The organism is Mycobacterium sp. NGS62 (genome assembly GCF_059812285.1).
On the sequence record NZ_JCALCK010000009.1, the window covers coordinates 12,447 to 33,419 of the forward strand.

The following is a 20,973-nucleotide window of genomic DNA, read 5'->3' on the forward strand; positions in this document are numbered from 1 at the left end:
CGGCTAGCCGCCGACCTCGGCAGGCAATGGTGGCGGCAACGGCGTGGGTGGCGTTGCGGTCGCGGGTGCTGACGTCGCCGGTGCCTGGGGCGTTTGCGCGCCGTGGAAGTCCACCATCGGTTCGTCGCGGATCACGTGGTCGCCGGCGCTGACGACCAAAGAGCTTGCGGTGACCGTGTAGTCGATACCGTCGTTTTCTGCGACGAATTTTCCGTCGCCGGTCTGCTCGGCCGGACGGATCAGGGTGGCCCCGTCGCGCACCCGCACGCCGCGGTACTCGTATTGGCCGCCCGGTGTTTTGCAGATCGCCACCCGCGAGGTGTCAGTGCTGCCGAACACCACCGTCGAGTTCGGCTCGGCGCACCGCGCGGTGGAGTCGAGGTAGCCCTGGGCATCGGTGGCGGGAGCCGCACTGGCCAACGGCACCGGGGTCGTCAGCAACGCGGCCCACGCCACCGCGGCGACGACTGAGCGGGGCGTGGAAAACCCGGCGGACGACATCGACGTCCACCAGACCACGACCGGCCGTGTTGTGCGAGGTGCCACGCCGAGCCAGCGCGATCTCTGCGGAAAAGGGCGTATTCGCCATTGCTTGTGACGTCTGTCACCGAGGGGCCGAATCCCGGCAGTTCAACTCGGTTGACGTGCCGCTGCCAACCCGCCTGTCTTGTTTGCCGAGGTTTGCGTTGCTCGCCCTGCGGGAACTGAATCGCCTGAGACGGTCGAATGCCGTCGAGCTACGAAATTGGAGGAAATGTGGCGGACAAGAGCGGGCCTGGGGAAGCCATCAGGGGCGTCGTCGAGGGCGCCAAGGGATTGGCCAAGGAAGCCGCCGGCGCGGTGACCGGCAACGACGAACTGGTCGAGGAGGCGAAGGCTCAGCAGGACAAAGCCGAAGCCCAGCGCAACGCGGCGCGTAAGGAAGCCGAAGCCGAAGCGGCCCGCGGTAGCGCGAAGGCCGCCGAAGGGCGTCAGAAGGCCAACCAGGACAACAACGACTAACACCTCGGCAGAATGGGCCCAGTTGGATCACCGCTGGGCCCATTCTTGTCTGTCGTGCCGGATTCAGCGAGTGAAGTGGCAGCGCGTTGACTGCTAGAGGATGCTGGGAGTCGCAATGGCTGACATCACGATGTTGATTCTCGCTGACCATGACTGGTTCCGTGAACGGTTCGCCGAGCTGGATTATCTGCAAGCGCAGACGCCAGTCGACCGGGCGGCGCTCGAACGGGTATGGCGTCCGCTGGCCGACAAGCTCGATCTGCACGCCTATATCGAAGAGAAGATCTTTTACCCCCAACTGTTGACGCGCGGCGCCGATGATCCCGAAGGGGAGACGCTCGATGCCATCGGTGATCACAACGACATTCGCGACGGGGTGCGGGCTGCCAACGGGAGCCGCATCGGCACCGAGGAGTGGTGGGCAGCGGTCGGACGCACCCGAGTAGCCAATGATGATCACATGGGCGAAGAAGAGCGGGAAGGGCTCTCGGACTTTCGTCGTCATGCCCCGATCGGTCTTCGCGAGGCACTCGGCCGGCAATACAGCGAGTTCATGTCCTCGCATGCAACCACCAAGGGCGTGCCGATCGTTGATCGCGACCCCGAAAGCTACGTCGAGGAAGTCGAGCGCACCGCGCAGTCCAAATCATCGAAGCGCACCGACTTTTCGCTTCAGATCGGCAGCCTGAAGGGCACATAAGCGTTGCGGTTACGCTGTCCTCGTGAGCAACAAGCAAGTGGCCGGTGGGGTGGTACACAAGCTACCGTCAGACCTGCGCGAGGCGCTGATCGTCAACTCCACGGCACTTGCTGCCTGGAACGACATCACCCCGTTGGCGCGCAACGAGTTCATCTGCTGGGTCGAGGACGCCAAGCAGGAGAAGACGCGCGAACGCCGGATTCGCCGGACCCAAGAGGAACTGGAAGAGGGCAAGCGCCGGCCCTGCTGCTGGCCGGGCTGCAAACACCGCGAACGCAACGGCAGATAAAGCGGGGTTACCCGGTTTTGACGGGCAGGTGCGCCCAACCTCGCACACTGGACGTGTGCGCCATAGCCGCGTTGTCGTAGTCGACTTCCCAGTCGGTCCATCGATTGAGGACCTCTTCGAAGGCGACCCGAGCTTCGAGCCGGGCCAACGCCGATCCAAGACAAAAATGCAATCCCCGCCCGAAACTCAGATGCCCACCCTCTCGGTGGATGTCATAGCGATCGGGATCGCTGAAGCGTGTTTCGTCGCGATTAGCTGACCCGTTGAGCAACAACATGTAGGAGCCCTCGGACACGACGTGGCCGTAAAGTTCGGTGTCGCGCGCGACGTAACGCGCCTGCACCGGTGACGGCGCCTGGTAGCGCAATGTCTCTTCCACCGCGGAGGCAATCAGCGACGGTTCGGCAACGAGTTCGCGTCGTTGATCGGGATGTTCGCCGAGCAGCTGCCCCATGAACCCGATCAGCCGAGCGGTGGTTTCGTTGCCCGCGCCGGCGATCATCGCGGTGTACGCCAGGACTTCGGTGCGGTCGAGCGGGCGCAGCGATCCGTCCTGGTCTTCAATCTGTGCGTTGAGCAGATCTGTCATCAGATCATCGGAGGGATGCGTCGCCCGCCAGTCGATGTATTCGGCGAACATCGTGATCGCATCTTGGAAGATGGTCGGACTGATGTCCCCCTGCTGGCGGTCGACAGCTATGCGCTCGTTGTTGCGATCGCGAATCAGCTGTTGCCCGTCCTCAGGAATGCCCAACAGGTAGCCGATCGTGTGCATCGGCATGATCGCACCGAGATCGGCGACGAAGTCAAACCCGTCCCGATCACGAAGCGGATCCAATGCACGCGAACAGAAGTCACGCACCAACCCTTCGACGGCGAGCATTCGGCGTGGGGTGAAGACTCCCGACAACAAGCGCCGGTGCAAGTCGTGCAGCGGTGGATCCTCGAACAGCAAAATCCCCGGCGGCACCTCGATGCCGCTGAACAGGATGTCGGCGGTCGTGCCGCGGCCGGACCGATAGGTCTGCCAATCGGGCAGCGCCCGGACGACGTCGTCATAGCGACTCAACGCATAGAAGTTGTACTTGTCGTTGAAGTACAGCGGCGCCTCGGCACGCATCCGCTGCCAAATCGGGTACGGATCGTCGTCGATGTCGACGTCGAACGGGTCGTAGTACAGCTCGGCGGTCGGGTTGGTGATCACTGATCCCTTCTCCTTGCTCTGAACCACGCCTGGGCGTCCCTACCGCGGTTGGTTTTCAACCCCTGGGAACAGCGGCGCTGTCGGTCCTGCGGTCACCCATCCGCCCAGCTTCGTGGCGAGGTGGGGCGCGAAAACCGCTCCGTAGAGCAGGTTTCCGACGATGACGACAGCAACGATGGACAGCACCGACGATTGCAGGCGGCCCTTGGCGCGCTTGTCCGCCCACATCTCGATGACATTTCGTCCTTCGGAATCGGTACGTCCGAGCAGGTAGGTGAAGACCATCATCTGCACACCCATGGCGAGAGAGTCGTAAATCGGATACTGGTGTTTGGTCCCCTCCGACACTGCAAGCCCCGGGATCACATAGCCATAGTGGAAGATGCCCATCCGCGCCCCCAGGATCGCGTTGAACAGGAACGCCCAGCAGAAGCCGACGACGAGACCGACGCTGAGCAACGTGAACGGCCTGCGCCACTGAAACTTTGCGCTCAGCCGCCGCCCGACTGCCGCACCGATGACGGCCGGCAGCACGAAGTAGGAGATGTAGCCGATAGGAACCGATGAAGGCAACCCACCCCACGTCATGTTCAACGGCCACCACGAGGGCATGCGCGGCAGCGCGGGCGGGAACTGCGCGTACATCGCCCAGTCATAGGGCGCTTCGATCCACGAGAACGAGATCGCCGAGATGCTGAGCAACAGGAGCGGGTGCACGCGGCGGCGACGCACGCTCAGGTACACACCGATCACGAGAAAGCTAACGCCCCCGATGTAGGCGAAGGCGAGGCCCGCCTTCAGCAGCGGGGTCAGCTCGGCGCTCATCCGTCGCCCTGTTGGCTCGCGGTCCGGCGTGCTTCCGGATCGAAGTAGCTGACCAGGCCGAACACCAGGACGATCAGTCCGAACAGTGTGCCGAGCATGATGACTGCACCCACGCCCACGCCCCTTCCGATGCCGACTCCGACGCTGTACAGATAGTGGACACTATCTTAAAAATCGGGCGGTGGCGACTATCTTCAAAGCCGTCAACCGCCGAGACGCGGTCCAAGGAGTGAACCCCCGTGCCCCAGCGCCCTGCCGCTAAGAAGCCGACCGCGGCCGAATCGCCGGCCCGCGCTGCGCGCCGGCCCAGAGGCGCACCGCGGACGCTGCTGCTCGATGCTGCTCGTGATCTCTTCGCCCGCCGGGACTACCGCAGCACGACGACGCGCGAAATCGCCGAAGCCGCCGGTGTCACCGAGCATCTGCTCTTCCGTCACTTCGGTTCGAAAGCGGGTCTGTTCCGGGAGGCCCTGGTGCTACCTTTCACCGACTTCGTCGATGAATTCGGCAGGACGTGGCAATCGGTGGTGCCCGAGGAAACCGACGAGGAGGAACTGGCACGACATTTCGTCGGGCACCTTTACGACGTGCTGGTGGAACACCGCGGGCTGCTGCTGACGCTGCTTGCCTCCGAGGCGCTCGGCGACGAGGAAACCGCCGAAGCCGGCATTGCCGACATCGGACGGGCACTGAGGGTGCTCGGTCAGATCAGCGCGGAGGGCATGCACCTTCGGGGGATGCGCTCCAGCCAGCCGGACCTGCCGGCCCACTCGACGGTGGCGATGATCGCCGGCATGGCGGCACTACGTTCGACGTACTTCGGCGCCAAGCAGCCGTCGCGCGAAGCGATTGTCGACGAACTCGTCCAAGCGACTCTGCACGGATTCTTGCACCGGCACGACTGAGAGTAAGTACTTTGCGGTTTAACCGTTTTCGGCGGCTACCCTGGCTCGCTCCTGCATGGATGCGACCACTCCGCCATCGCTGAGGATATCGGTGCCGGTGAGGTAACCGGCTTTGTCACTGGCACAGAAGGCCAGCAACTCGGCCATCTCTTCGGGCTTGCCCCACCGCGGCACCGCGGCGTCGGCGACCAAGGCGCCAGCTCCAGCTTGCTCCTCGAGCCGGCCCATCTCGGTGTCGATGGAACCGGGGGAAACCGAAACGATGCGGATGCCCCGGCCGTTGAATCTTTCGGCCTGCAAGGTGGAGTACCACCGGACGAAGCTCTTGCTGATCGCGTACGCCAGACCAGAGCGGGCTTCCTCGGGGACGATGCTGCACACCGACGTCACTTCGGTCATGAAACGGGCTTCGTCTTTCAGTGCCAGCGGGAAATGCTGTGTCGGGATGATGTTTTCGGGCAACAAGTGGGCGGCCATCGATGCCACGTTGACGATTGCGGAGCCTTCCCGGGACATTTGGTAGAAGGCCTCGTTGACGTTCAGCGTGCCGATCGCGTTGGTCCTCATGACGTAGTCGGCATCACCCATGCTGGGGCTGACCCCGGCAGTGTGGATCACTGAGCCGACCGCCCCGAGGCCGGATGCGATTTCGAGTAGATCGGTGACTGCCTGCCGGTCGGTGACGTCACAGTTGACGATCGTGGCCGTGATCCCGAGATCCTTCAACGCGCCGGCCGCGGTCTCCAGCCGGTCCTGTCTGACGTCGCAGAGGACAAGGGTGCGGTCGCGGCCGACGATCTTGGCCGTGGCTACACCCATGCCGCCCCCACCGCCGGTGATCACCGCTACTTGATTCATAGCGTGGACCGTACATGCAGCGTTCACAACTGATCAGCTGGCGGTGGCGCGGTGGGTGTTTGGGCTCACCCCGTAGGCACGTTTGAAGGCACTGCTCAGCGCGAACGGAGTGGCGTAGCCAACCTGTCGCGCGATGGCGGCGATGGTGGCTTGGCTGGACCGCAGCAGGTCGGCGGCCAATGCAAGCCGCCAACTAGTCAGGAAAGCGATCGGCGGCTCACCCACCTGCTCGGTGAACCGACGGGCGAACGCTGCACGTGACGAACCGACTGCTGCAGCAAGATTCGCGACGGTCCAGGGGTGGGCGGGATTGTTGTAGATGAGCTTCAACGCTGGTCCGACCACCGTGTCGTGTTCGGCGTGCCACCAGGTGGGCGCATGGACGTCGCGGTCGAACCAGATGCGCAGCACCGCGATCAGCAGCAGGTCGAGCAGCCGGTCCAGATAGGCCTCTTGGCCGGGGCCATCGCAGCCAGCTTCGGTGGCCAATAGGTCGACTAGCGGGCTATCCCATTCGTCGGCACGCAGCACAAGCACCGCTGGCAGCGCGTCGAGCAATCGGGCGCTGACCTCGCTGTGGCCCTCGTAGGCGCAGATGATCGTGCGGGTCGCCCCCGACGGACTGTTCCCCCACGTTCGCACGCCCAGCGACATTTCGAACTGCAAGTCGTCGCCACTTAGCGTCGTGCACCGCTGATCTGGATGGATTACCGCCATCGGCGCGGTCCCCGGGTCATCAGCGAAAACGTATTGCTGGATGCCGCGGGTAAGCGCGACGTCCCCGCGGCGTAGCCAATCGGTGCCGCTGTCGTCCCCCACGATCACGGCGTTGCCGTGGGTCTGGCAGATGAGGGTCAGCGGCGCGTCGTCCTGAATGCGCAGCGACCACGGCGGCTCCATGGTCATCCGCAACACGAAAGCGCCGCGCGCCCGGACCCCGTCGAGTAATCCCACCACGGCGTCCACAATCGAGATCGTAGACGCGCGCATATGTAATCGGGACGATGAGCGATGGATCGTCTTAGGGGCCCGGCGTTGACTTCAGTCATGAACACAAGCCCCTTTGTCATCCTGACCTCGATCGCCGCGCTCGGCAGCGCCGCCGCCGGCGGCATGATGTACGTGTTCTCCACGTTTGTGATGCGCGGTCTGGATAGCACCGATCCGGTCGAGGCCATTACCGCGATGCGCGGTATCAACAGCGAGGCGAACTCCAGCCCCGCTTTTCTGCTCGCATATTTCGGTGCGGCGATCCTCGCCTTGGCGGTCGGCGTCGTCGGCGTTAGGCAGCTGAGCCAACCCGGCAGCTGGTGGCTGCTGGCCGGAGCGGTCTTCGGGCTCCTTGCCGCGATCATCACGATGGTGTTCAACGTGCCGCTGAACAACCATCTCGACGGCGTAAACCCAGTGGGGTTGTCGGCCGCCGATGCCGCACATGAATGGCAGGCGTACTTCTCCACGTGGACGGCGTGGAACCACGTCCGCACCGTCGCCGCGTTCGGCGCCGCTGCGCTGATGCTGATCGGGCTGCGCTCACGATGCTGTTAGTCCACGAACCGGTACTCGACGTCGAGTGAGCGGTAAGTGCGCACGGCACGACGGTTTTCAGGAGGCGACCAAATCGTCGATCTGGTTGATCGCCGAGGAAGCGCCCTCGACCACACCCATGTCCAACACCTGCTGAAGCGCCGCGGCTGACTCGAAGGTGCTCACGTAGGTCGCGCGCGTGCCGCCGTCGTGCTCGGCGAAGGTATAGACGTTCTTCGAGACTGGCAGCCCGGGGTTCGGGTTGAAGTCCAGGTCGGCGAAACCGTCGTCGAAGGAGAAGCTGGTCGGCTCGTCGACGGCCGTGATCTGCCAGTATCCGGCGTACTTCTCGCCGTCCGGGCCGGTCATGAAGTACGTCGTGCGGCCCCCGGGCGTGAGGTCGTGATCGACCACGGTCGCGGGGTATGTCGGCGGTCCCCACACCTTTTCCAGCTGACGCGGGTCGGCGTAGACCTGCCAGATCCGCTTCACCGGCGCGGCGAAGTCGGCCGTGATGGTCAGGGTCAGGTTGTCGAGGTCCTGCTGGACGTCGGTCACGGGCACGATTTCAGTTCTCCTTGGTTGCGTCGGATGAGATGAGTTCGTCGATGCGGGCGATGCGACCGCGCCAAACCTGTTCCAACTCAGTGAGCATGGACGCCACCGACCGCACCGCCGCCACGTCACCGCGGGCCAGCTGCTCGCGACCGCTGCGCCGCTTGGTGAGCAGGCCGGCCTTCTCCAGCACGACGACGTGCTTTTGCACCGCGGCGAAGCTCATCTCGTACTTCCCCGCAAGCGCGGAAACCGAGTGCTCTCCGCCCAGCACCCGGCGCATGATGTCACGCCGGGTCCGGTCGGCAAGCGCGTGAAACTGGGCGTCCGCCCGGTCCTCGTCGGTACCGATCACACGACAAACATACAACCAATCGGTTGTATGTTGTCAAGCCTTATGCCTTGGTCAGCTCGGCATATCTGGTGATGTGCTGGTCGGTGGTTCCGAACTCGTACTGAATTGCGGTGAGCCGCTTGAAGTAGTGCCCGATCGCCAGCTCCTCGGTCATCCCCATTCCACCGTGCAGCTGCACGGCTTGCTGGCCGATGAACCGTGCCGCCCGGCCGACAGTGGCTTTGCCGGCCGACACTGCGCGGGCACGGGTCGCCTCGTCGGCCTCGAGTTTGAGGATCGCGAGATAGACCGCGGCGACGGACTGCTCGAGTTCCATATACATGTCGACCATTCGGTGCTGCAGCACCTGAAAGCTGCCGATCGGCTGCCCGAACTGCTGGCGCTGTTTGCAGTATTCGACGGTGTCCGCCAAGACTTTTCGCATGCAGCCCACCGCTTCGGAGCAGATCGCCGCGGCGCCCTCGTCGCGTGCCCGGGCTAAGGAGGGCTCTGCCTGGCCCGGTTCGCCGAGTAGCGCCTCTGACGGCAGCCGCAGCTCGTTGAACGTGATGTCAGCCGCGCGGCGGTCGTCAATGGTTCGATACGGATGGACCTCGATACCGGCTGCGCCGATATCGGTGAGGAACAACGAAATTCCGTCGACACCCGGTGTGCGGGCGGTGACCAGCAAGTGCGTGGCCAGCGGGGCAGCCACGACCATGATCTTGGAGCCGTTCAATACCCAGCCCTCACCGTCGGGTTCGGCCTGCGTCGACACCTCCTGCCAGCCATCACCTGAGTCCGGTTCGACGGCGGCTAACGCCACAACCGCGGTGCCGGCAATGATCTTCTTTAGCACCTCGGTCGCCGCCTGGCCGCCGGCACGGCGCAACAGTCCGCCGGCAACGACGACCGTATCCACATACGGTTCGACCGCCAGTGCATGGCCCAGCGCCTCGCTGATGATCATGAGTTCCACTGGGCCACCGCCGATTCCACCGACGTCTTCGGGCAACGTAGCTCCCAGAATGCCCAGCTCGGTCGCAAAGCCGCGCCAGATAGCGGGCTGCCAACCGGCTCCGGTCTTAGCGGCTTCGCGGCTCTTTTCCAGGGTGTACCGAGCGGCGAGAAACTTCGCGAGGCCGTCGCGCAGCAGCTCCTGCTCGTTGGTCAGATTGAAGTCCATCTACAGTCCCAGTGCCGCCTTGGCGAGGATATTGCGTTGAATTTCGTTGCTGCCGGCGTAGATCGAGCCGGCTCTATCGTTGAAGTAGCGCAGCGGTGCTACGGCCTGCCACGGCTCACCGGTTTGGTATCCGTCGGCGGGCGGTTCGAACTCGGCGATCGGACCGCCCGGCGCAGTCACGTGCGGCTGGTAGGCCCGGCCGCGCGGTCCGGCCGCCTCCAGCGCGAGTTCGGTGAGTGCCTGACTGAGTTCGGTGCCCAGAACCTTGAGCATCGACGACGCTGCACCGGGGTTCCGGCCCCCGGCCGCCGCGGCGAGCACCCGGTATTCCAGAATCTCCAACACCTCGGCACGAATCCGCGCGTCAGCCAGTTTGCGCGCAAAGGCATGGTCGTCGGCCAGGCGTCCGCCGCCCGGGCCCGGTTGATGCTGGGCCGCTACACCGATTTCCTCGGCCGCCACTTGCAGCGCGGGCGACACCGCGCCACCGCCGCGCTCGAATTCCAGAAGATACTTTGCAACCGTCCAGCCGCTGTCGATCTCACCGATGACGTTGGCTTTGGGCACCCGCACCTCGTCGAAGAACACTTGGTTTTGGATCTGTTCACCCGAGGTCATCACCAGTGGGCGAATCTCGATGCCGGCTGAGGTCATGTCGATCAGTACGAACGTGATGCCCTGCTGCTTCTTCTCCATGCGGGAGGTGCGCACCAGGGCGAACATCCAATTGGCCTCGGCAGCATGGGTTGTCCAGATCTTGCTGCCGGTACACACCAAATCGTCGCCGTCGGCGATGGCCGCCATCGACAGCGCGGCCAGATCCGACCCCGCCTCGGGCTCGGAGTATCCCTGGCAAAAGAACACCTCACCGGTCAGGATCCGCGGCAGGAAGTAGTCCTTCTGCGCCTGGGTTCCGTACGCGATGATGGCGTGCGCGACCATCCGAATCCCCATCGGGGACAACGACGGTGCACCCGCCAGCGTCGATTCGCGGCTGAAAATGTAGTGCTGGGTGAGACTCCAGTCGCAGCCGCCGTATTCGACCGGCCATGCCGGCGCGGCCCAGCCCCGCTCGTGCAGAATCGCCTGCCACGCCATGCTCGCGTCGTGCTCGGCGTAGACGCTGGTCATCAACCGGCCGGCGCGCCGCAACTCCGGAGTTAACTTCTCGTCGAAAAACTGCCGGACCTCATCGCGGAATGCCCGCTCCTCCGTTGACCACTGCAGATCCATGAGTTTCCCGGCCGCGACGTCGTATCCGTGTGATGTCCGCGTGAGTTTAGCTCAGGCCGTGTGGGCGTCCGGGGTGCGCACATGCTCGGGGCGGAAGCCTCGTCCGAACGTGATCGGTGGGATGAATTGCAATGGACCCCGACCGATGATCTTCGGGATGCGGATCGGGGATAGATCACCGGTCAAGTTGGGCGCAATTGCCCTGTCTTGGGCGAACACTTGAATAGCCTGAATGACCCGGGTCGGCAGCTCGCGCCGGCGCTGCACTTTAGCGAGATCGGCATTGCTGAGACGGCCGTCGCGCAGCGGGTCGCACAAGATGTTGGCCGCTGCCACCGCATCGGCGACAGCGAGGTTGATGCCCACCCCACCGATCGGTGACATGGCATGGGCCGCATCGCCAATGCACAGTAGGCCGGTGCGCCACCACGCCTTGAGCCGGTCCACCCGCACGTCGAGTTGACTGGTCTCGTCCCAGGATTCAAGGTCGTCGACATGCTCGCGCAACTGCGGTCGCACCGACACGATGCGTTGCTTGAAAGCCTCGAGCGACTCGTCGCGAGGATTCGAACCCTTCGGCATCAGATGCGCGATCTGCCAATAGTCGCCGCGGTAGATCAGCGCCATGGTGAAGCCCTTGCGGGCGACCCCGTATAGCTCCTGCGGGTCGCCGGGGCGCCATTTCAGCCGAAACCAGAGCACGTCCATCGGAGAGTGCGCCGCGGCGATCTCCAGACCGGCCGCGGCCCGCACCGCCGACTTGCGCCCGTCCGCGCCGACCACCAAGTCGGCACGCACCTCGAGGTCAGGCGTGCACACCCCGATCACCCGATCGCCATCGAAGATCAGATCTTTGACCTCCGCATTGCGGATCAACGTAAATTCCGGGTAGGCAGAAGCCTTTTCAGCGAGGAAGTCGAGAAAGTCCCATTGGGGCATCAAAGCGATGTAAGGGTGCTTGAAGCCCAGCCGTTTGAGCACACCAAAAGTGCCGAAGGTGCGTATCGAGCCGTCGGTGTCGAAGGCGACACGGTTGACCTTGGTGTGCGGTAACCGCAGGAGCTCATCGACGATGCCAAGCTCGTCCATGATACGCAGGGTGCTCGGATGCACAGTGTCGCCGCGGAAGTCGCGCAGGAAATCATTGTGCTTCTCCAGCACGACAACCGAAATTCCAGCTCGGGCAAGTAACAGGGCGTGCACCAGGCCGGCCGGACCGCCGCCGGCCACGCACACCTTGGTCTGGATCGCTCGCGTCATGGTCTGACAGTACTGTTCGTCGGTCGCAACCGTCCCCGCGGTCTTATTGACAATTTGTCATCGCGCGAAGATTGCCACGGCGCCTCATATGGCGCACTACAGTGCTTGCGTGGGCGTACGGCTGTTAGCTAACCAGCGGGGCCGATGGCTGGCCCTGGCGGGCTCGCTCGTCGTGTTCGGCGGAATGCTGTACGCCCAAGGGACAGAGGCTCCGTGCTGCGCTAAGTCGTCGGCGATCGCACAGACAGACGCCAAACCTGTACAAGGCGCCCCGCCCGCCGCCAGCCACTCAGAGCCGCATATCGCCACTGCCGCTGAGGTCAGTTCGCTGGCGGCCAACGCGCCCGCCGCTGCCCAGCAATTCGAATTCGACTTACCCGCCGGCATCGCGCCGGAACAAGGCCTGCAGGTCAAGACCATCTGGGCGGCTCGTGCCATCAGCGTGTTGTTTCCACAGATCACCACGATCGGCGGGTATCGGCAGGATCCCTTGCAATGGCATCCCAACGGGTTGGCGATCGACGTGATGATCCCGAACCATCACACACCCGAAGGTATCGAGCTCGGCAACCAGATCGCCGGGTATGCGTTGGCGAATGCCAGACGGTGGGGCGTGCTCCACGTGATCTGGAGGCAGAAGTTTTACCCAGGCATCGGCGCGCCGAGCTGGACGGCAGACTACGGCTCGGAAACCCTCAACCATTACGACCACGTTCATATCGCCACCAACGGCGGCGGATACCCGACCGGGCGGGAAACCTATTCGATCGGATCGATGAGCCCTGCACCGTCGCAGTAATCGTGCTCGACGACGCGCGCTAGTGGCCGTCTCCAGCAGGCTTCAGCACAAAGTCCACGATGATGCCCGCCATGTCGTCAATTGCGCTGCGGGCGATGACTTCATAACCGTGGGTGCTCAGCGTAGGCAGACACAACAACCCCGCCCGTGGTGTCAGCCCGGCCGCCTTGGCGTGGGAGGCGTCAGTTTCGAACGCGCCTAACACCGCTGCCTGGGGCTGCAGCCCACGGTCGGCGGCAATCGTCATCAGCCGGTCGGCGACGTCCTTGTCGTAGACACATAACGCGTCGCTGTAGCCGACGATGGGGCCGCCGGTGACGCTGGTCGCGTACTCCTGCTCGGTAGGCCCGACCTCCAATGCGAGGGTGAGATTGCCCGGCAGTGCGGCGCTGGCGTAGGTGCCGCCCACCCCGCCGATCTCCTCGTTGGTGGTGAACACGAGATAGACGTCGTCGACGGGTCGTTGTCCCGACTCGCGCAGTAGGCGAGCGGCGCGCAGCAGGGCGGTCACCGCGGCGCGGTCGTCGAGGAAGTACGCGCCGACGTAGTCGCCGAACTCGACTAGCGTTCTCTTGCTCCGGTCGACGCACACCCGGGTGCCGGCGCGGACCCCAGCGGCGGCCAGCTCATCGGTGCTGCGGCCGGTGAAGACGTAGACATGCTGCCAATCCAGCGCCTTGTCGCCCTGGTCGGGTTTGGTTTCCCAGATCCGCGGGCTCTCCTTGGTGGTGTGTTCGGAGCCGAGCGTGAGCACCGCGGTAAGGGTCTCCTGAGCGCCGAGCACAGCCACCGGCCCGAGCCCGAAGTTGCCCGGATACATCGTCCCCAACTGCGTCAGGTGCAGCGATCCGTCGGATTCCACCCGCTTGACGAGCATGGCCAGTTCGTCCATATGGGCCATGACCCGCGTCGCGGGGGTGGGTCCAGCGGTCGAAGCCAACCGGTGACGGTGCTGGTGTGCCGCAGCGTCGTCGCCCGAGCTTTGAGCGGCGCCGATGTGGCCGACCAGGTTCCCTGCGTCATCGGTCCACATGTCGTCGACGAGGGATTGCAGCTCGCGGGCGCACACGGCGCGCACCGCCTCTTCTTGGCCGCACGGCCCATAGGTCCACAGCAGTTCTTGCAGCAGGCCTGCGGTGGAGTCGTCGGCGGACTGTCCCATCGGTTTCCTTTCTGCTAACACCAACGGTATCGGTGTCGCGACCCGCGCAGCGGGAAGGCGGTTTGCGCGGCTCTCGCAAGTGGTAGCCGCAAATGCGGCGGCAGGCCATGCTAGAAGGCGGGGCCGCACAAACAAAGGAAGGACTGCTGTGAACGAAGAGCAACGCACCAGGATGGAGTCAGGGCAGGGCTTCATCGCTGCGCTGGACCAGAGCGGTGGCAGCACCCCCAAGGCTCTGAAGCTGTACGGCGTTGCGGACGACGCGTACGACAACGAAGAGCAGATGTTCGATCTCATCCACGAGATGCGTGAGCGGCTGATCGCAAGTCCGAGCTTCTCCGGCGACAAAGTTCTGGCAACCATCCTGTTCGAGCAGACCATGGACCGCAGCATCAACGGCGAAGACACCGCGGCGTTCCTGTGGAAGCAGAAGCACGTCGTCCCGTTCGTGAAGGTCGACCAAGGGCTCAGCGATGCCGAAAACGGTGTGCAGCTGATGAAGCCGATGACCAAACTCGACTCGCTACTGGATAGGGCCGTTGACAAGGGCATCTTCGGTACCAAGATGCGTTCGTTCGTCCAAGAGCCGAACGAGCAGGGCATCAAGGCCATCGTCGAGCAGCAGTTCGAGTATGGGCACAAGATCGCCGAGCGTGGGCTGATGCCGATCCTCGAGCCCGAGGTGAGCATCAAATGCCCCGACAAGGCCAAAGCAGACAGCCTGCTGGTGGAAGCGCTGCACGCGAAGCTCGACGAGCTGGCGGGCGACGGGCAGGTAATGCTCAAGCTGACCTTGCCGGACGAAAACAACCTCTATACGCCGTTGATCGAGCATCCCCGAGTTCTGCGGGTGGTCGCGTTGTCCGGCGGCTACAGCCTCGCGGAAAGTTGCACGATCCTGGCCGAATGTCATCACCTCATCGCGAGCTTCTCCCGAGCACTGACCGAAGGATTGACGGTCGACCAGAGCGACGCGGAATTCGACGAGAAGCTCGGCTCGAATATCGAGGAGATTTACACCGCCTCACTGACGTAAACGAGCGGGTTCATAATCTAGCGAAGACCAAGCGCGGCAATCTGATCGAAGAACACACGCGCGGCTCCGGATGCGCTGGCGGAGACGGCGATGCCGAGGCGCCGCACAGTCGGGGGCACCAGCGGCCGCACGACGACCCCGGGCAACTCGGGCAGGCCGGCGCGAGGCAGGATGCTCACCCCCAGACCTGCCCGCACGATTTCCAGTGTCGCCGCAACTTCGCGCGCTTCAAAGGCCAGGTCGAACTCGACCCCAATCTGTCGCGCAATCGGCATGAACACGTCCGCGCAGCCGCCCGTACCGCGGACAAAGGGCTGCAGCGACAACTCCTCGTAACTCACCGAGGCCTTCGATGCCAACCAATTGTCCGCAGGTACCACCGCGACCATGTCTTGTTCACCGAGTACTGCAACGTCGAGGCCTTTAATTGGCAGACTGACCACACCGGCCTCAGCGACCCCTTGGTCGAGCCAGTCCCGTATCTCTTCCTCGCTGCCCTCAAGCAACCGGATCGTCGCGGCCGGATGCCGTTCTGCGAAAGTCTGCAACTGCGGAGCGACGAGCGTGGCAGTAGCGGTCGGCAGGCTCGCCAGGCTCAGCGTCCCAGTGATGTCACCAGCCAAGCCGGCGACTTCGGTACGCATCAACGTCAGCTGGCGCACCGCCTCCCGCGCGTGCGTCAGCGCAATCGAACCGGCTTCAGTCAACGAGAGGCCCTCTCGATGGCGAACGAACAACGGCAACCCCAACTCCTTTTCGAGCGTGGCGATCGCGCGACTGACGGCCGGCTGGGAGAACCCCAGCCGTCGGCCGGCCGCCGTGAAGCCGCCCTGATCGGCCACTGTCACAAACGTCTTGAGCTGCAGCAACGTCGTCATCAAGCCTCCATATCACCAATGCCACGGTGCATATCAATATTGTTATGAATTATTGCTCGTTCAGAACGTTTACGTAATCATACGAACACGTCTGAAGGAGGGCACCATGCCAGCACGGCGAGTACTGATCACTGGCGGATCAAAGGGAATCGGGCGCGCGGTCGCTGATCGACTCGCGGCGTCCGGCGACATCCCGGTAGGTCTCGCCCGCAGCACGCCGCCGGACTTCCCGGGCGAGTTCTACGAGGTGGATCTCGCCGACCGGGCAGCCACCGCACAAGCACTCGACCGGGTCGTGGCAAGCGGGCGCATCGACGCGGTGGTCAACAATGTCGGCCTCGCACGATTCGGCCGAATCGGCTCGATCGACCTGGACGACCTGTTCGTCACATACGACCTGAATGTGCGCACCGCCGTGCAAGTAGTTCAAGCGGTACTGCCCGGAATGTTGGAGGCCGGCTGGGGCCGAATCGTCAACGTCACTAGCCTCACCACTCTGGGCACCGCAGAACGAACACCCTATGCCGCGACGAAAGCTGCGCTGGAAGCGTGCACCCGGATCTGGGCCGGCGAACTGGCGCAGCACGGAATCACGGTCAACGCAGTGGCGCCCGGGCCCATCGAAACCGAGATGTACCGCGAGCGCAGCCCGATCGGATCCGAGCGCGAAGCGCATCTACTGCAAACCATTCCGCTGCGCCGCCTCGGGACACCGCCCGAGATCGCACATGCGATCTGCACCCTGCTCGATGAGGACGCCGGCTACATCACCGGTCAGATCATTCGAGCCGACGGCGGTGGAAGCATCGCCGCGTGACGACCCGGACACCAGGAAGGGGAATCCCTATGAGCCGCACCATATTGCCGAAGGTATACGCACCGGAAGACATCGTCTGGCACAAGACCAACCTGGGAGAGAACTTCTGGATCAGCGACGAGTTGGTCGGCGCCGATTACTCCCCGTTGTTCAGTGCCCAGTTGACCAAGTTCGGGCCGGGCGGCGGCTCCGCACCGCATCACCACGATTACAACCACGCTTTCCACTTCTTGACCGGCACCGGGCGCATGCAGATCGGTGATCAGAGCTGGCAAACCAAGCCGGGCACTCTAGTCAAGGTCCCCGCGAACGAAGAGCACAGCTTGATGAACGTGGGCGAGGACGACCTCGTGTTTCTTGTCATCTACGACCCGCCGCATGTGGCTAGCGACTAGGCGTAGTCGACCGGCCGACGCCTCCGATGCGTGGTGCTAAATTCGACGGCGAAGCGAGGGAGCGAAATCGTGGGTTCGGCGCTGTATGGTTTTCTGACCGTAGTCACCCTTGCGCTGGCGTTGGTGCTCGCCGCCTTTGCTGCTGTATACGTGAGACGCCTGGGGACCCGAGCGCCTACTGCGATAAGCGACGAAATAGGTAGCGCCAAAGCCGTTCTGCGCAAAGTGCGCAGCGGCGAAGTAATGTCGGCCGATGAAGTGAATTTTGCGAAGCAAGTCGCTGCTGATCGTGGCTCCCTGATGGCGTTGTGCATCCCCGGCGCTTTGTTCATGGTGGGATGCTTCTATGTGTTCGGCAGCCTCTACCACCTGCATGGAGCGACGCCCTCCGAGCGGACGTTTCTCGGAGTGTTCCCGATGTTGGCGTCCATGAACTTCACGACTCAGATTCTCCGCAGCGCAAGATTGAAAAGGCGTCTGCAGAAAATGCCTTGAAGCAACACAACGCATGTGGTGCTTTCGTTTCCTTGATTTCCGGTGAGTTGGACGTTGGTTCGTACGCGCTGCCGATAGCAGCGCCAGGTGATAATGTCGCACACCGCTTGCTCGACTTCGGGCCGAGGCGGTAGGGTCATATCGGGCCTATATATCAACCTAGTTGATATATAGGCCGGCGGCATGTGGCAATGGTGTCTGGGTGCGGGACGATGCGAGACCACGAGGTCCGGGGCCGGATTCCGAAAGGTGATGGAGTGAGCCCTCGTTCAGTCGGCAGGACTGCCTTGGCGCGGTTCTGGATGCCTTTGGTTGCCGTCGTTGCGGTCGCTGTGGGTGCGGTGTGCATGTGGAAGGTGCACCAATTCTCCGCTCCCCCACCCGTCATCACCGTCAATGGCCCGGCAGCACCTGAGCAGTCCACCCCCAAACAGCTCACGTATGAGTTGTTTGGCTCCGCCGGGGAGGGCGGGATGCTCGTCTACTTAGACATCGACGGGCATCCACACCAGATTAACCTCACGACATTGCCGTGGTCCCACACGGAGACGACCACCCTCACCGTGGTGTCGGGCAGCATCTCGGCGCAGGTTCACGGAGGTCAACTCGGGTGCCGGATGCTGGTGAATGGCGTTGTCCGCGATGAACAGTCCGATAGCCACGCGGACGCGCACGTCATGTGCAGGGTGAAATCCGCGTGAGCGAGCACCGCACGAAACGGCCCTTCATCCCCAGAATGGTCCGCGCCTTCGCAATACCGATCATCGCGTTCTGGGCTCTCCTCGCCGTGTCGACGAACACCTTTATGCCGCAGGTAGAACGGGTCGCGGAAGAACTCGCGGGGCCGATGGTCCCGCATTACGCGCCCTCGCAGCGGGCGCTGCTGAGCATCGGCGAAAAGTTTCACGAGTCCGATTCGACCAACTTGACCATGGTCGTGCTGGAAGCCAACCGGCCGCTGGCCGATGCGGACCACCGGTACTACGACGATTTGGTGCGTCGACTCAAGCGTGACCCCACACACGTGCAGTACGTCATGGATCTGTGGGGAAAGCCGATCACCGCGGCGGGGGCGCAGAGCGTCGACGGCAAGGCCGCGTACGTGCTGTTACGTCTCGCGGGCGATATCGGCCAAATGCGAGCGAACGAGTCCGTCAACGCCGTTCGACATATCGTCGCGAACGATACGCCGCCACCCGGGCTCAGGGTCTACGTCAGCGGCGCTGCTCCGCTCGCCTCGGACACGGTGGCTATCGCCAATTCGAGCTTGAACAACATCACGATTGTGACGATCTTTCTCATCCTCGGGATGCTGCTGCTGGTGTACCGCTCCATCAGCAACCTGCTGGTGCCCCTGCTCGGGGTCCTGATCGAGATGCTGGTCGCGAAGGGAGTTGTGGCAACCCTCGGGCATTTGGGATACATCGAACTCTCCTCATTCGCCGTGAATATCGTCGTCGCGCTGACCCTGGGCGCAGGCACGGACTACGGCATCTTTTTGATGGGTCGCTATCACGAGGCGCGACAGGCCGGCGAAGGCAGGGAGGACGCGTTCTACACCGCCTATAAGAGTGTCACGCCCATCATCCTTGGCTCGGGGCTGACGATCGCGGGGGCGTGCTTCTGCTTGATTTTCGCGCGCCTCAACTACTTCCACACCATGGGGCCGGCTGTCGCCATCGCCATGCTGTTCAACATCGCGGCGGCACTGACGCTCGGCCCGGCCCTATTGACCGTGGGCAGCCTCTTCGGGCTCTTCGACCCGAAAGGCAAGGCTAAGGCGCAGCTGTATCGGCGGATCGGCACGAGCGTGGTGCGGTGGCCGGTGCCGATCCTCGTAGCCAGCTCCGCTGCCGTCGTGTTCGGGGCGGTCTTTGTGCCGACGTACCGACAGAACTACGACGACCGTCAGTACCAACCGCACAATGCCCCCGCCAATCAGGGTTTCGCGGCGGCCGATCGGCACTTTCCGAAGAGCAAGTTGTTCTCCGAGATGCTGATGATCGAGACAGATCACGACATGCGAAACTCAGCTGACTTCATCTCGTTAGACCGGGCGGCCAAGAGTCTCATCCGCCTTCCCGGCGTTGCGATGGTGCAAAGCATCACCAGGCCGCTGGGCCGGCCACTGGAACATGCCACGCTGCCCTACTTGTTCACCACGCAAGGTAGCGGGAACGGCCAACAACTCCCGTTCAACAAGCAGCAAAACGCCAATACCAACCAGCAGGCCGCGATCACGACCCACTCTGTTGAAGTCTTGCGCAAAGAGATCGTGTTCTTCCAAAGGATGTCGGATGAGCTGCACAAGACGGTGCTCACCGTCGAGGATCTGCAACAGATCACCGACGAGATGAATTCGGAAATCTCAAATCTCGACGATTTCTTCCGGCCGATCAAGAGCTATTTGTTCTGGGAGAAGCACTGTTTCGACATTCCCATCTGCTGGGCGTTCAGATCGCTGTTCGAGGGGCTTGACAACATCGACCACCTGGCTGCTGATATCAAGGACGCCAGAACCTCCCTCGAGGCCCTGGATAGGCTCTTGCCCCAAGTCATCACGCAGCTGAAACTCACTGCCGACGACTCGGAGGCGTTGGCCGCTCTTTTGGTCAGCAGCTACGGTCAGTCGTCTCTACAGTCCACGCAGACCGACCAGACATTCGACGACTTGGTCAATGTGGGGCTCGATTTCGATCGTTCCCGCAGCGATGACTTCTTCTACATCCCCCGAGAAGGTTTCGACAATGAAGATGTCAAAACTGGTATGGCGCTTCTGATGTCGCCGGACGGCGAGGCGGCCCGCTTCATCGTCACCCACGAGGGCAACGCGATGGGTCCTGAAGGCGTGCAGCATGTCGGACAGTTCCCCACAGCGATAACCACGGCGCTGAAAGAGACTTCGTTGGCCGGCGCAAGAGTTTATATCGGCGGCTCTGGATCCAACGACAAGGACATCAAGGAGTACGCCGCGTCGGATCTGCTGATTGTGGCGATCGCGGCCTTCGTGCTGATCTTCTTGATCATGTTGTTCCTTACGCGAAGTCTGATGGCCGCCTTGGTCATTCCCGGCACCGTGGCTTTCTCCTACGCCGGCGCGTTCGGGCTCTCCATCCTTGTGTGGCAGCACCTCATCGGTCTGCCCCTGCACTGGTTGATACTGCCGCTGACATTCATCATCCTGGTGGCGGTGGGTTCGGACTACAACCTGCTGTTGATCGTCCGTATCAAAGAGGAGCTTCACGCCGGATTGAATACCGGTTTGATCCGTGCGCTCGGAAGCACCGGTGGTGTGGTGACATCTGCAGGGCTGGTGTTCGCGTTCACGATGTTGGCAATGCTCACAAGCGATCTCAGAACGATCGGCCAGGTGGGTTCGACGGTATGCATCGGCCTGCTGCTCGACACGTTGATCGTGCGGTCGTTTGTCGTGCCATGCATCGTCAGAATCCTAGGACCGTGGTTCTGGTGGCCGACACTGGTGCGTTCCCGCCCGCTGCCGCGGCGGTGAGG

General features: G+C 63.1%; 24 protein-coding genes. 12 read left to right on the forward strand and 12 right to left on the reverse strand.

Translation table 11 applies throughout. The annotated features are described in order from the left end of the window. Positions 1-3: 3 nt before the first annotated feature. Positions 4-501, reverse strand: coding sequence for a hypothetical protein (locus AC5Y49_RS18775; protein ID WP_499889717.1), 498 nt, complete (start codon positions 499-501; stop codon positions 4-6). A 255-nt stretch (positions 502-756) separates the two neighbouring features. Between AC5Y49_RS18775 and mbp1 the strand changes: the two genes are divergently transcribed. The 3 genes from mbp1 to AC5Y49_RS18790 all read left to right on the forward strand — a co-directional run bounded on the left by mbp1 (position 757) and on the right by AC5Y49_RS18790 (position 1,991). After that, positions 757-1,002 (forward strand): microaggregate-binding protein 1, encoded by a 246-nt coding sequence (gene mbp1, locus AC5Y49_RS18780; protein ID WP_499889719.1) that lies wholly within the window; start codon positions 757-759, stop codon positions 1,000-1,002. Positions 1,003-1,117: 115 nt separating this feature from the next. Next, positions 1,118-1,702: a hemerythrin domain-containing protein gene (locus tag AC5Y49_RS18785; protein WP_499889720.1), complete on the forward strand. Its 585-nt coding sequence runs from the start codon at positions 1,118-1,120 to the stop codon at positions 1,700-1,702. A 22-nt stretch (positions 1,703-1,724) separates the two neighbouring features. Next, a complete protein-coding gene (locus AC5Y49_RS18790) occupies positions 1,725-1,991 on the forward strand; it encodes a YdeI/OmpD-associated family protein (protein ID WP_499889722.1) in 267 nt (88 codons plus the stop codon). A gap of 7 nt (positions 1,992-1,998) precedes the next feature. Here the strand turns inward: AC5Y49_RS18790 and AC5Y49_RS18795 are convergent, their stop codons facing one another. Both AC5Y49_RS18795 and AC5Y49_RS18800 read right to left on the reverse strand, forming a co-directional pair. Further along, entirely contained in the window at positions 1,999-3,222 is a 1,224-nt protein-coding gene (locus tag AC5Y49_RS18795) for a cytochrome P450 (protein ID WP_499889724.1), read from the reverse strand. A gap of 12 nt (positions 3,223-3,234) precedes the next feature. After that, entirely contained in the window at positions 3,235-4,020 is a 786-nt protein-coding gene (locus tag AC5Y49_RS18800; protein WP_499889726.1) for a spirocyclase AveC family protein, read from the reverse strand. Between the two features lie 239 nt (positions 4,021-4,259). On the opposite strand from AC5Y49_RS18800, the gene AC5Y49_RS18805 reads away from it, so the two are divergent. Beyond that, positions 4,260-4,925 (forward strand): TetR/AcrR family transcriptional regulator, encoded by a 666-nt coding sequence (locus tag AC5Y49_RS18805; RefSeq protein WP_499889728.1) that lies wholly within the window; start codon positions 4,260-4,262, stop codon positions 4,923-4,925. Positions 4,926-4,943: 18 nt separating this feature from the next. Here AC5Y49_RS18805 and AC5Y49_RS18810 read toward each other — a convergent pair whose 3' ends face one another. Both AC5Y49_RS18810 and AC5Y49_RS18815 read right to left on the reverse strand, forming a co-directional pair. Continuing rightward, positions 4,944-5,783 carry an SDR family oxidoreductase gene (locus AC5Y49_RS18810; RefSeq protein WP_499889730.1) on the reverse strand — a complete coding sequence of 280 codons (840 nt, stop codon included), beginning with the start codon at positions 5,781-5,783 and terminating at the stop codon, positions 4,944-4,946. 33 nt (positions 5,784-5,816) lie between these two features. Beyond that, positions 5,817-6,749: an AraC family transcriptional regulator gene (locus AC5Y49_RS18815; protein WP_499889733.1), complete on the reverse strand. Its 933-nt coding sequence runs from the start codon at positions 6,747-6,749 to the stop codon at positions 5,817-5,819. An 81-nt stretch (positions 6,750-6,830) separates the two neighbouring features. On the opposite strand from AC5Y49_RS18815, the gene AC5Y49_RS18820 reads away from it, so the two are divergent. After that, positions 6,831-7,331, forward strand: coding sequence for an anthrone oxygenase family protein (locus AC5Y49_RS18820; RefSeq protein ID WP_499889734.1), 501 nt, complete (start codon positions 6,831-6,833; stop codon positions 7,329-7,331). A 57-nt stretch (positions 7,332-7,388) separates the two neighbouring features. On the opposite strand, the gene AC5Y49_RS18825 is transcribed toward AC5Y49_RS18820, so the two are convergent. Genes AC5Y49_RS18825 through AC5Y49_RS18845 form a run of 5 tightly spaced genes read right to left on the reverse strand, consistent with a single transcriptional unit; the run spans position 7,389 to position 11,878 of the window. Beyond that, entirely contained in the window at positions 7,389-7,874 is a 486-nt protein-coding gene (locus AC5Y49_RS18825; RefSeq protein ID WP_499889736.1) for an SRPBCC family protein, read from the reverse strand. A 4-nt stretch (positions 7,875-7,878) separates the two neighbouring features. After that, positions 7,879-8,220, reverse strand: coding sequence for an ArsR/SmtB family transcription factor (locus AC5Y49_RS18830; RefSeq protein ID WP_499889737.1), 342 nt, complete (start codon positions 8,218-8,220; stop codon positions 7,879-7,881). A 40-nt stretch (positions 8,221-8,260) separates the two neighbouring features. Beyond that, the gene (locus AC5Y49_RS18835) at positions 8,261-9,385 is read right to left on the reverse strand and encodes an acyl-CoA dehydrogenase family protein (RefSeq protein ID WP_499889738.1); all 1,125 of its coding nucleotides are present in this window, start codon (positions 9,383-9,385) and stop codon (positions 8,261-8,263) included. After that, on the reverse strand, positions 9,386-10,618 hold the full coding sequence (locus AC5Y49_RS18840) for an acyl-CoA dehydrogenase family protein (protein ID WP_499889740.1): 1,233 nt from the start codon (positions 10,616-10,618) through the stop codon (positions 9,386-9,388). It lies immediately after the preceding gene. Between the two features lie 51 nt (positions 10,619-10,669). Next, on the reverse strand, positions 10,670-11,878 hold the full coding sequence (locus AC5Y49_RS18845) for an FAD-dependent oxidoreductase (RefSeq protein ID WP_499889742.1): 1,209 nt from the start codon (positions 11,876-11,878) through the stop codon (positions 10,670-10,672). 109 nt (positions 11,879-11,987) lie between these two features. Between AC5Y49_RS18845 and AC5Y49_RS18850 the strand changes: the two genes are divergently transcribed. Then, a complete protein-coding gene (locus tag AC5Y49_RS18850) occupies positions 11,988-12,677 on the forward strand; it encodes a VldE C-terminal domain-containing protein (protein WP_499889745.1) in 690 nt (229 codons plus the stop codon). Between the two features lie 19 nt (positions 12,678-12,696). On the opposite strand, the gene AC5Y49_RS18855 is transcribed toward AC5Y49_RS18850, so the two are convergent. Beyond that, a complete protein-coding gene (locus AC5Y49_RS18855) occupies positions 12,697-13,839 on the reverse strand; it encodes a M20/M25/M40 family metallo-hydrolase (RefSeq protein ID WP_499889747.1) in 1,143 nt (380 codons plus the stop codon). Between the two features lie 148 nt (positions 13,840-13,987). On the opposite strand from AC5Y49_RS18855, the gene AC5Y49_RS18860 reads away from it, so the two are divergent. Continuing rightward, complete coding sequence (locus tag AC5Y49_RS18860) at positions 13,988-14,875, forward strand: fructose bisphosphate aldolase (RefSeq protein WP_499889947.1); 888 nt, start codon at positions 13,988-13,990, stop codon at positions 14,873-14,875. 17 nt (positions 14,876-14,892) lie between these two features. Here the strand turns inward: AC5Y49_RS18860 and AC5Y49_RS18865 are convergent, their stop codons facing one another. After that, on the reverse strand, positions 14,893-15,753 hold the full coding sequence (locus AC5Y49_RS18865; protein WP_499889749.1) for a LysR family transcriptional regulator: 861 nt from the start codon (positions 15,751-15,753) through the stop codon (positions 14,893-14,895). 106 nt (positions 15,754-15,859) lie between these two features. Between AC5Y49_RS18865 and AC5Y49_RS18870 the strand changes: the two genes are divergently transcribed. The 5 genes from AC5Y49_RS18870 to AC5Y49_RS18890 all read left to right on the forward strand — a co-directional run bounded on the left by AC5Y49_RS18870 (position 15,860) and on the right by AC5Y49_RS18890 (position 20,971). Further along, the gene (locus tag AC5Y49_RS18870) at positions 15,860-16,570 is read left to right on the forward strand and encodes an SDR family oxidoreductase (protein WP_499889750.1); all 711 of its coding nucleotides are present in this window, start codon (positions 15,860-15,862) and stop codon (positions 16,568-16,570) included. A gap of 29 nt (positions 16,571-16,599) precedes the next feature. After that, the gene (locus AC5Y49_RS18875; RefSeq protein WP_499889752.1) at positions 16,600-16,965 is read left to right on the forward strand and encodes a cupin domain-containing protein; all 366 of its coding nucleotides are present in this window, start codon (positions 16,600-16,602) and stop codon (positions 16,963-16,965) included. Positions 16,966-17,034: 69 nt separating this feature from the next. Further along, the gene (locus AC5Y49_RS18880; RefSeq protein WP_499889754.1) at positions 17,035-17,460 is read left to right on the forward strand and encodes a hypothetical protein; all 426 of its coding nucleotides are present in this window, start codon (positions 17,035-17,037) and stop codon (positions 17,458-17,460) included. A 302-nt stretch (positions 17,461-17,762) separates the two neighbouring features. Next, positions 17,763-18,161, forward strand: a complete 399-nt coding sequence (locus AC5Y49_RS18885) for an MmpS family transport accessory protein (protein ID WP_499889949.1) — start codon at positions 17,763-17,765, stop codon at positions 18,159-18,161. A 35-nt stretch (positions 18,162-18,196) separates the two neighbouring features. Further along, complete coding sequence (locus AC5Y49_RS18890) at positions 18,197-20,971, forward strand: MMPL/RND family transporter (RefSeq protein WP_499889951.1); 2,775 nt, start codon at positions 18,197-18,199, stop codon at positions 20,969-20,971. Positions 20,972-20,973 lie beyond the last annotated feature (2 nt).

What these genes read in the sequence shown, in the direction of transcription:
- AC5Y49_RS18775 (WP_499889717.1), bottom strand. Translation starts at nt 501, where the DNA reads ATGTCGTCCGCCGGGTTTTCCACGCCCCGCTCAGTCGTCGCCGCGGTG.
- AC5Y49_RS18785 (WP_499889720.1), top strand. Translation starts at nt 1,118, where the DNA reads ATGGCTGACATCACGATGTTGATTCTCGCTGACCATGACTGGTTCCGT.
- AC5Y49_RS18800 (WP_499889726.1), bottom strand. Translation starts at nt 4,020, where the DNA reads ATGAGCGCCGAGCTGACCCCGCTGCTGAAGGCGGGCCTCGCCTTCGCC.
- AC5Y49_RS18810 (WP_499889730.1), bottom strand. Translation starts at nt 5,783, where the DNA reads ATGAATCAAGTAGCGGTGATCACCGGCGGTGGGGGCGGCATGGGTGTA.
- AC5Y49_RS18820 (WP_499889734.1), top strand. Translation starts at nt 6,831, where the DNA reads ATGAACACAAGCCCCTTTGTCATCCTGACCTCGATCGCCGCGCTCGGC.
- AC5Y49_RS18835 (WP_499889738.1), bottom strand. Translation starts at nt 9,385, where the DNA reads ATGGACTTCAATCTGACCAACGAGCAGGAGCTGCTGCGCGACGGCCTC.
- AC5Y49_RS18840 (WP_499889740.1), bottom strand. Translation starts at nt 10,618, where the DNA reads ATGGATCTGCAGTGGTCAACGGAGGAGCGGGCATTCCGCGATGAGGTC.
- AC5Y49_RS18845 (WP_499889742.1), bottom strand. Translation starts at nt 11,878, where the DNA reads ATGACGCGAGCGATCCAGACCAAGGTGTGCGTGGCCGGCGGCGGTCCG.
- AC5Y49_RS18855 (WP_499889747.1), bottom strand. Translation starts at nt 13,839, where the DNA reads ATGGGACAGTCCGCCGACGACTCCACCGCAGGCCTGCTGCAAGAACTG.
- AC5Y49_RS18865 (WP_499889749.1), bottom strand. Translation starts at nt 15,753, where the DNA reads ATGACGACGTTGCTGCAGCTCAAGACGTTTGTGACAGTGGCCGATCAG.
- AC5Y49_RS18870 (WP_499889750.1), top strand. Translation starts at nt 15,860, where the DNA reads ATGCCAGCACGGCGAGTACTGATCACTGGCGGATCAAAGGGAATCGGG.
- AC5Y49_RS18875 (WP_499889752.1), top strand. Translation starts at nt 16,600, where the DNA reads ATGAGCCGCACCATATTGCCGAAGGTATACGCACCGGAAGACATCGTC.
- AC5Y49_RS18885 (WP_499889949.1), top strand. Translation starts at nt 17,763, where the DNA reads ATGCCTTTGGTTGCCGTCGTTGCGGTCGCTGTGGGTGCGGTGTGCATG.
- AC5Y49_RS18890 (WP_499889951.1), top strand. Translation starts at nt 18,197, where the DNA reads ATGGTCCGCGCCTTCGCAATACCGATCATCGCGTTCTGGGCTCTCCTC.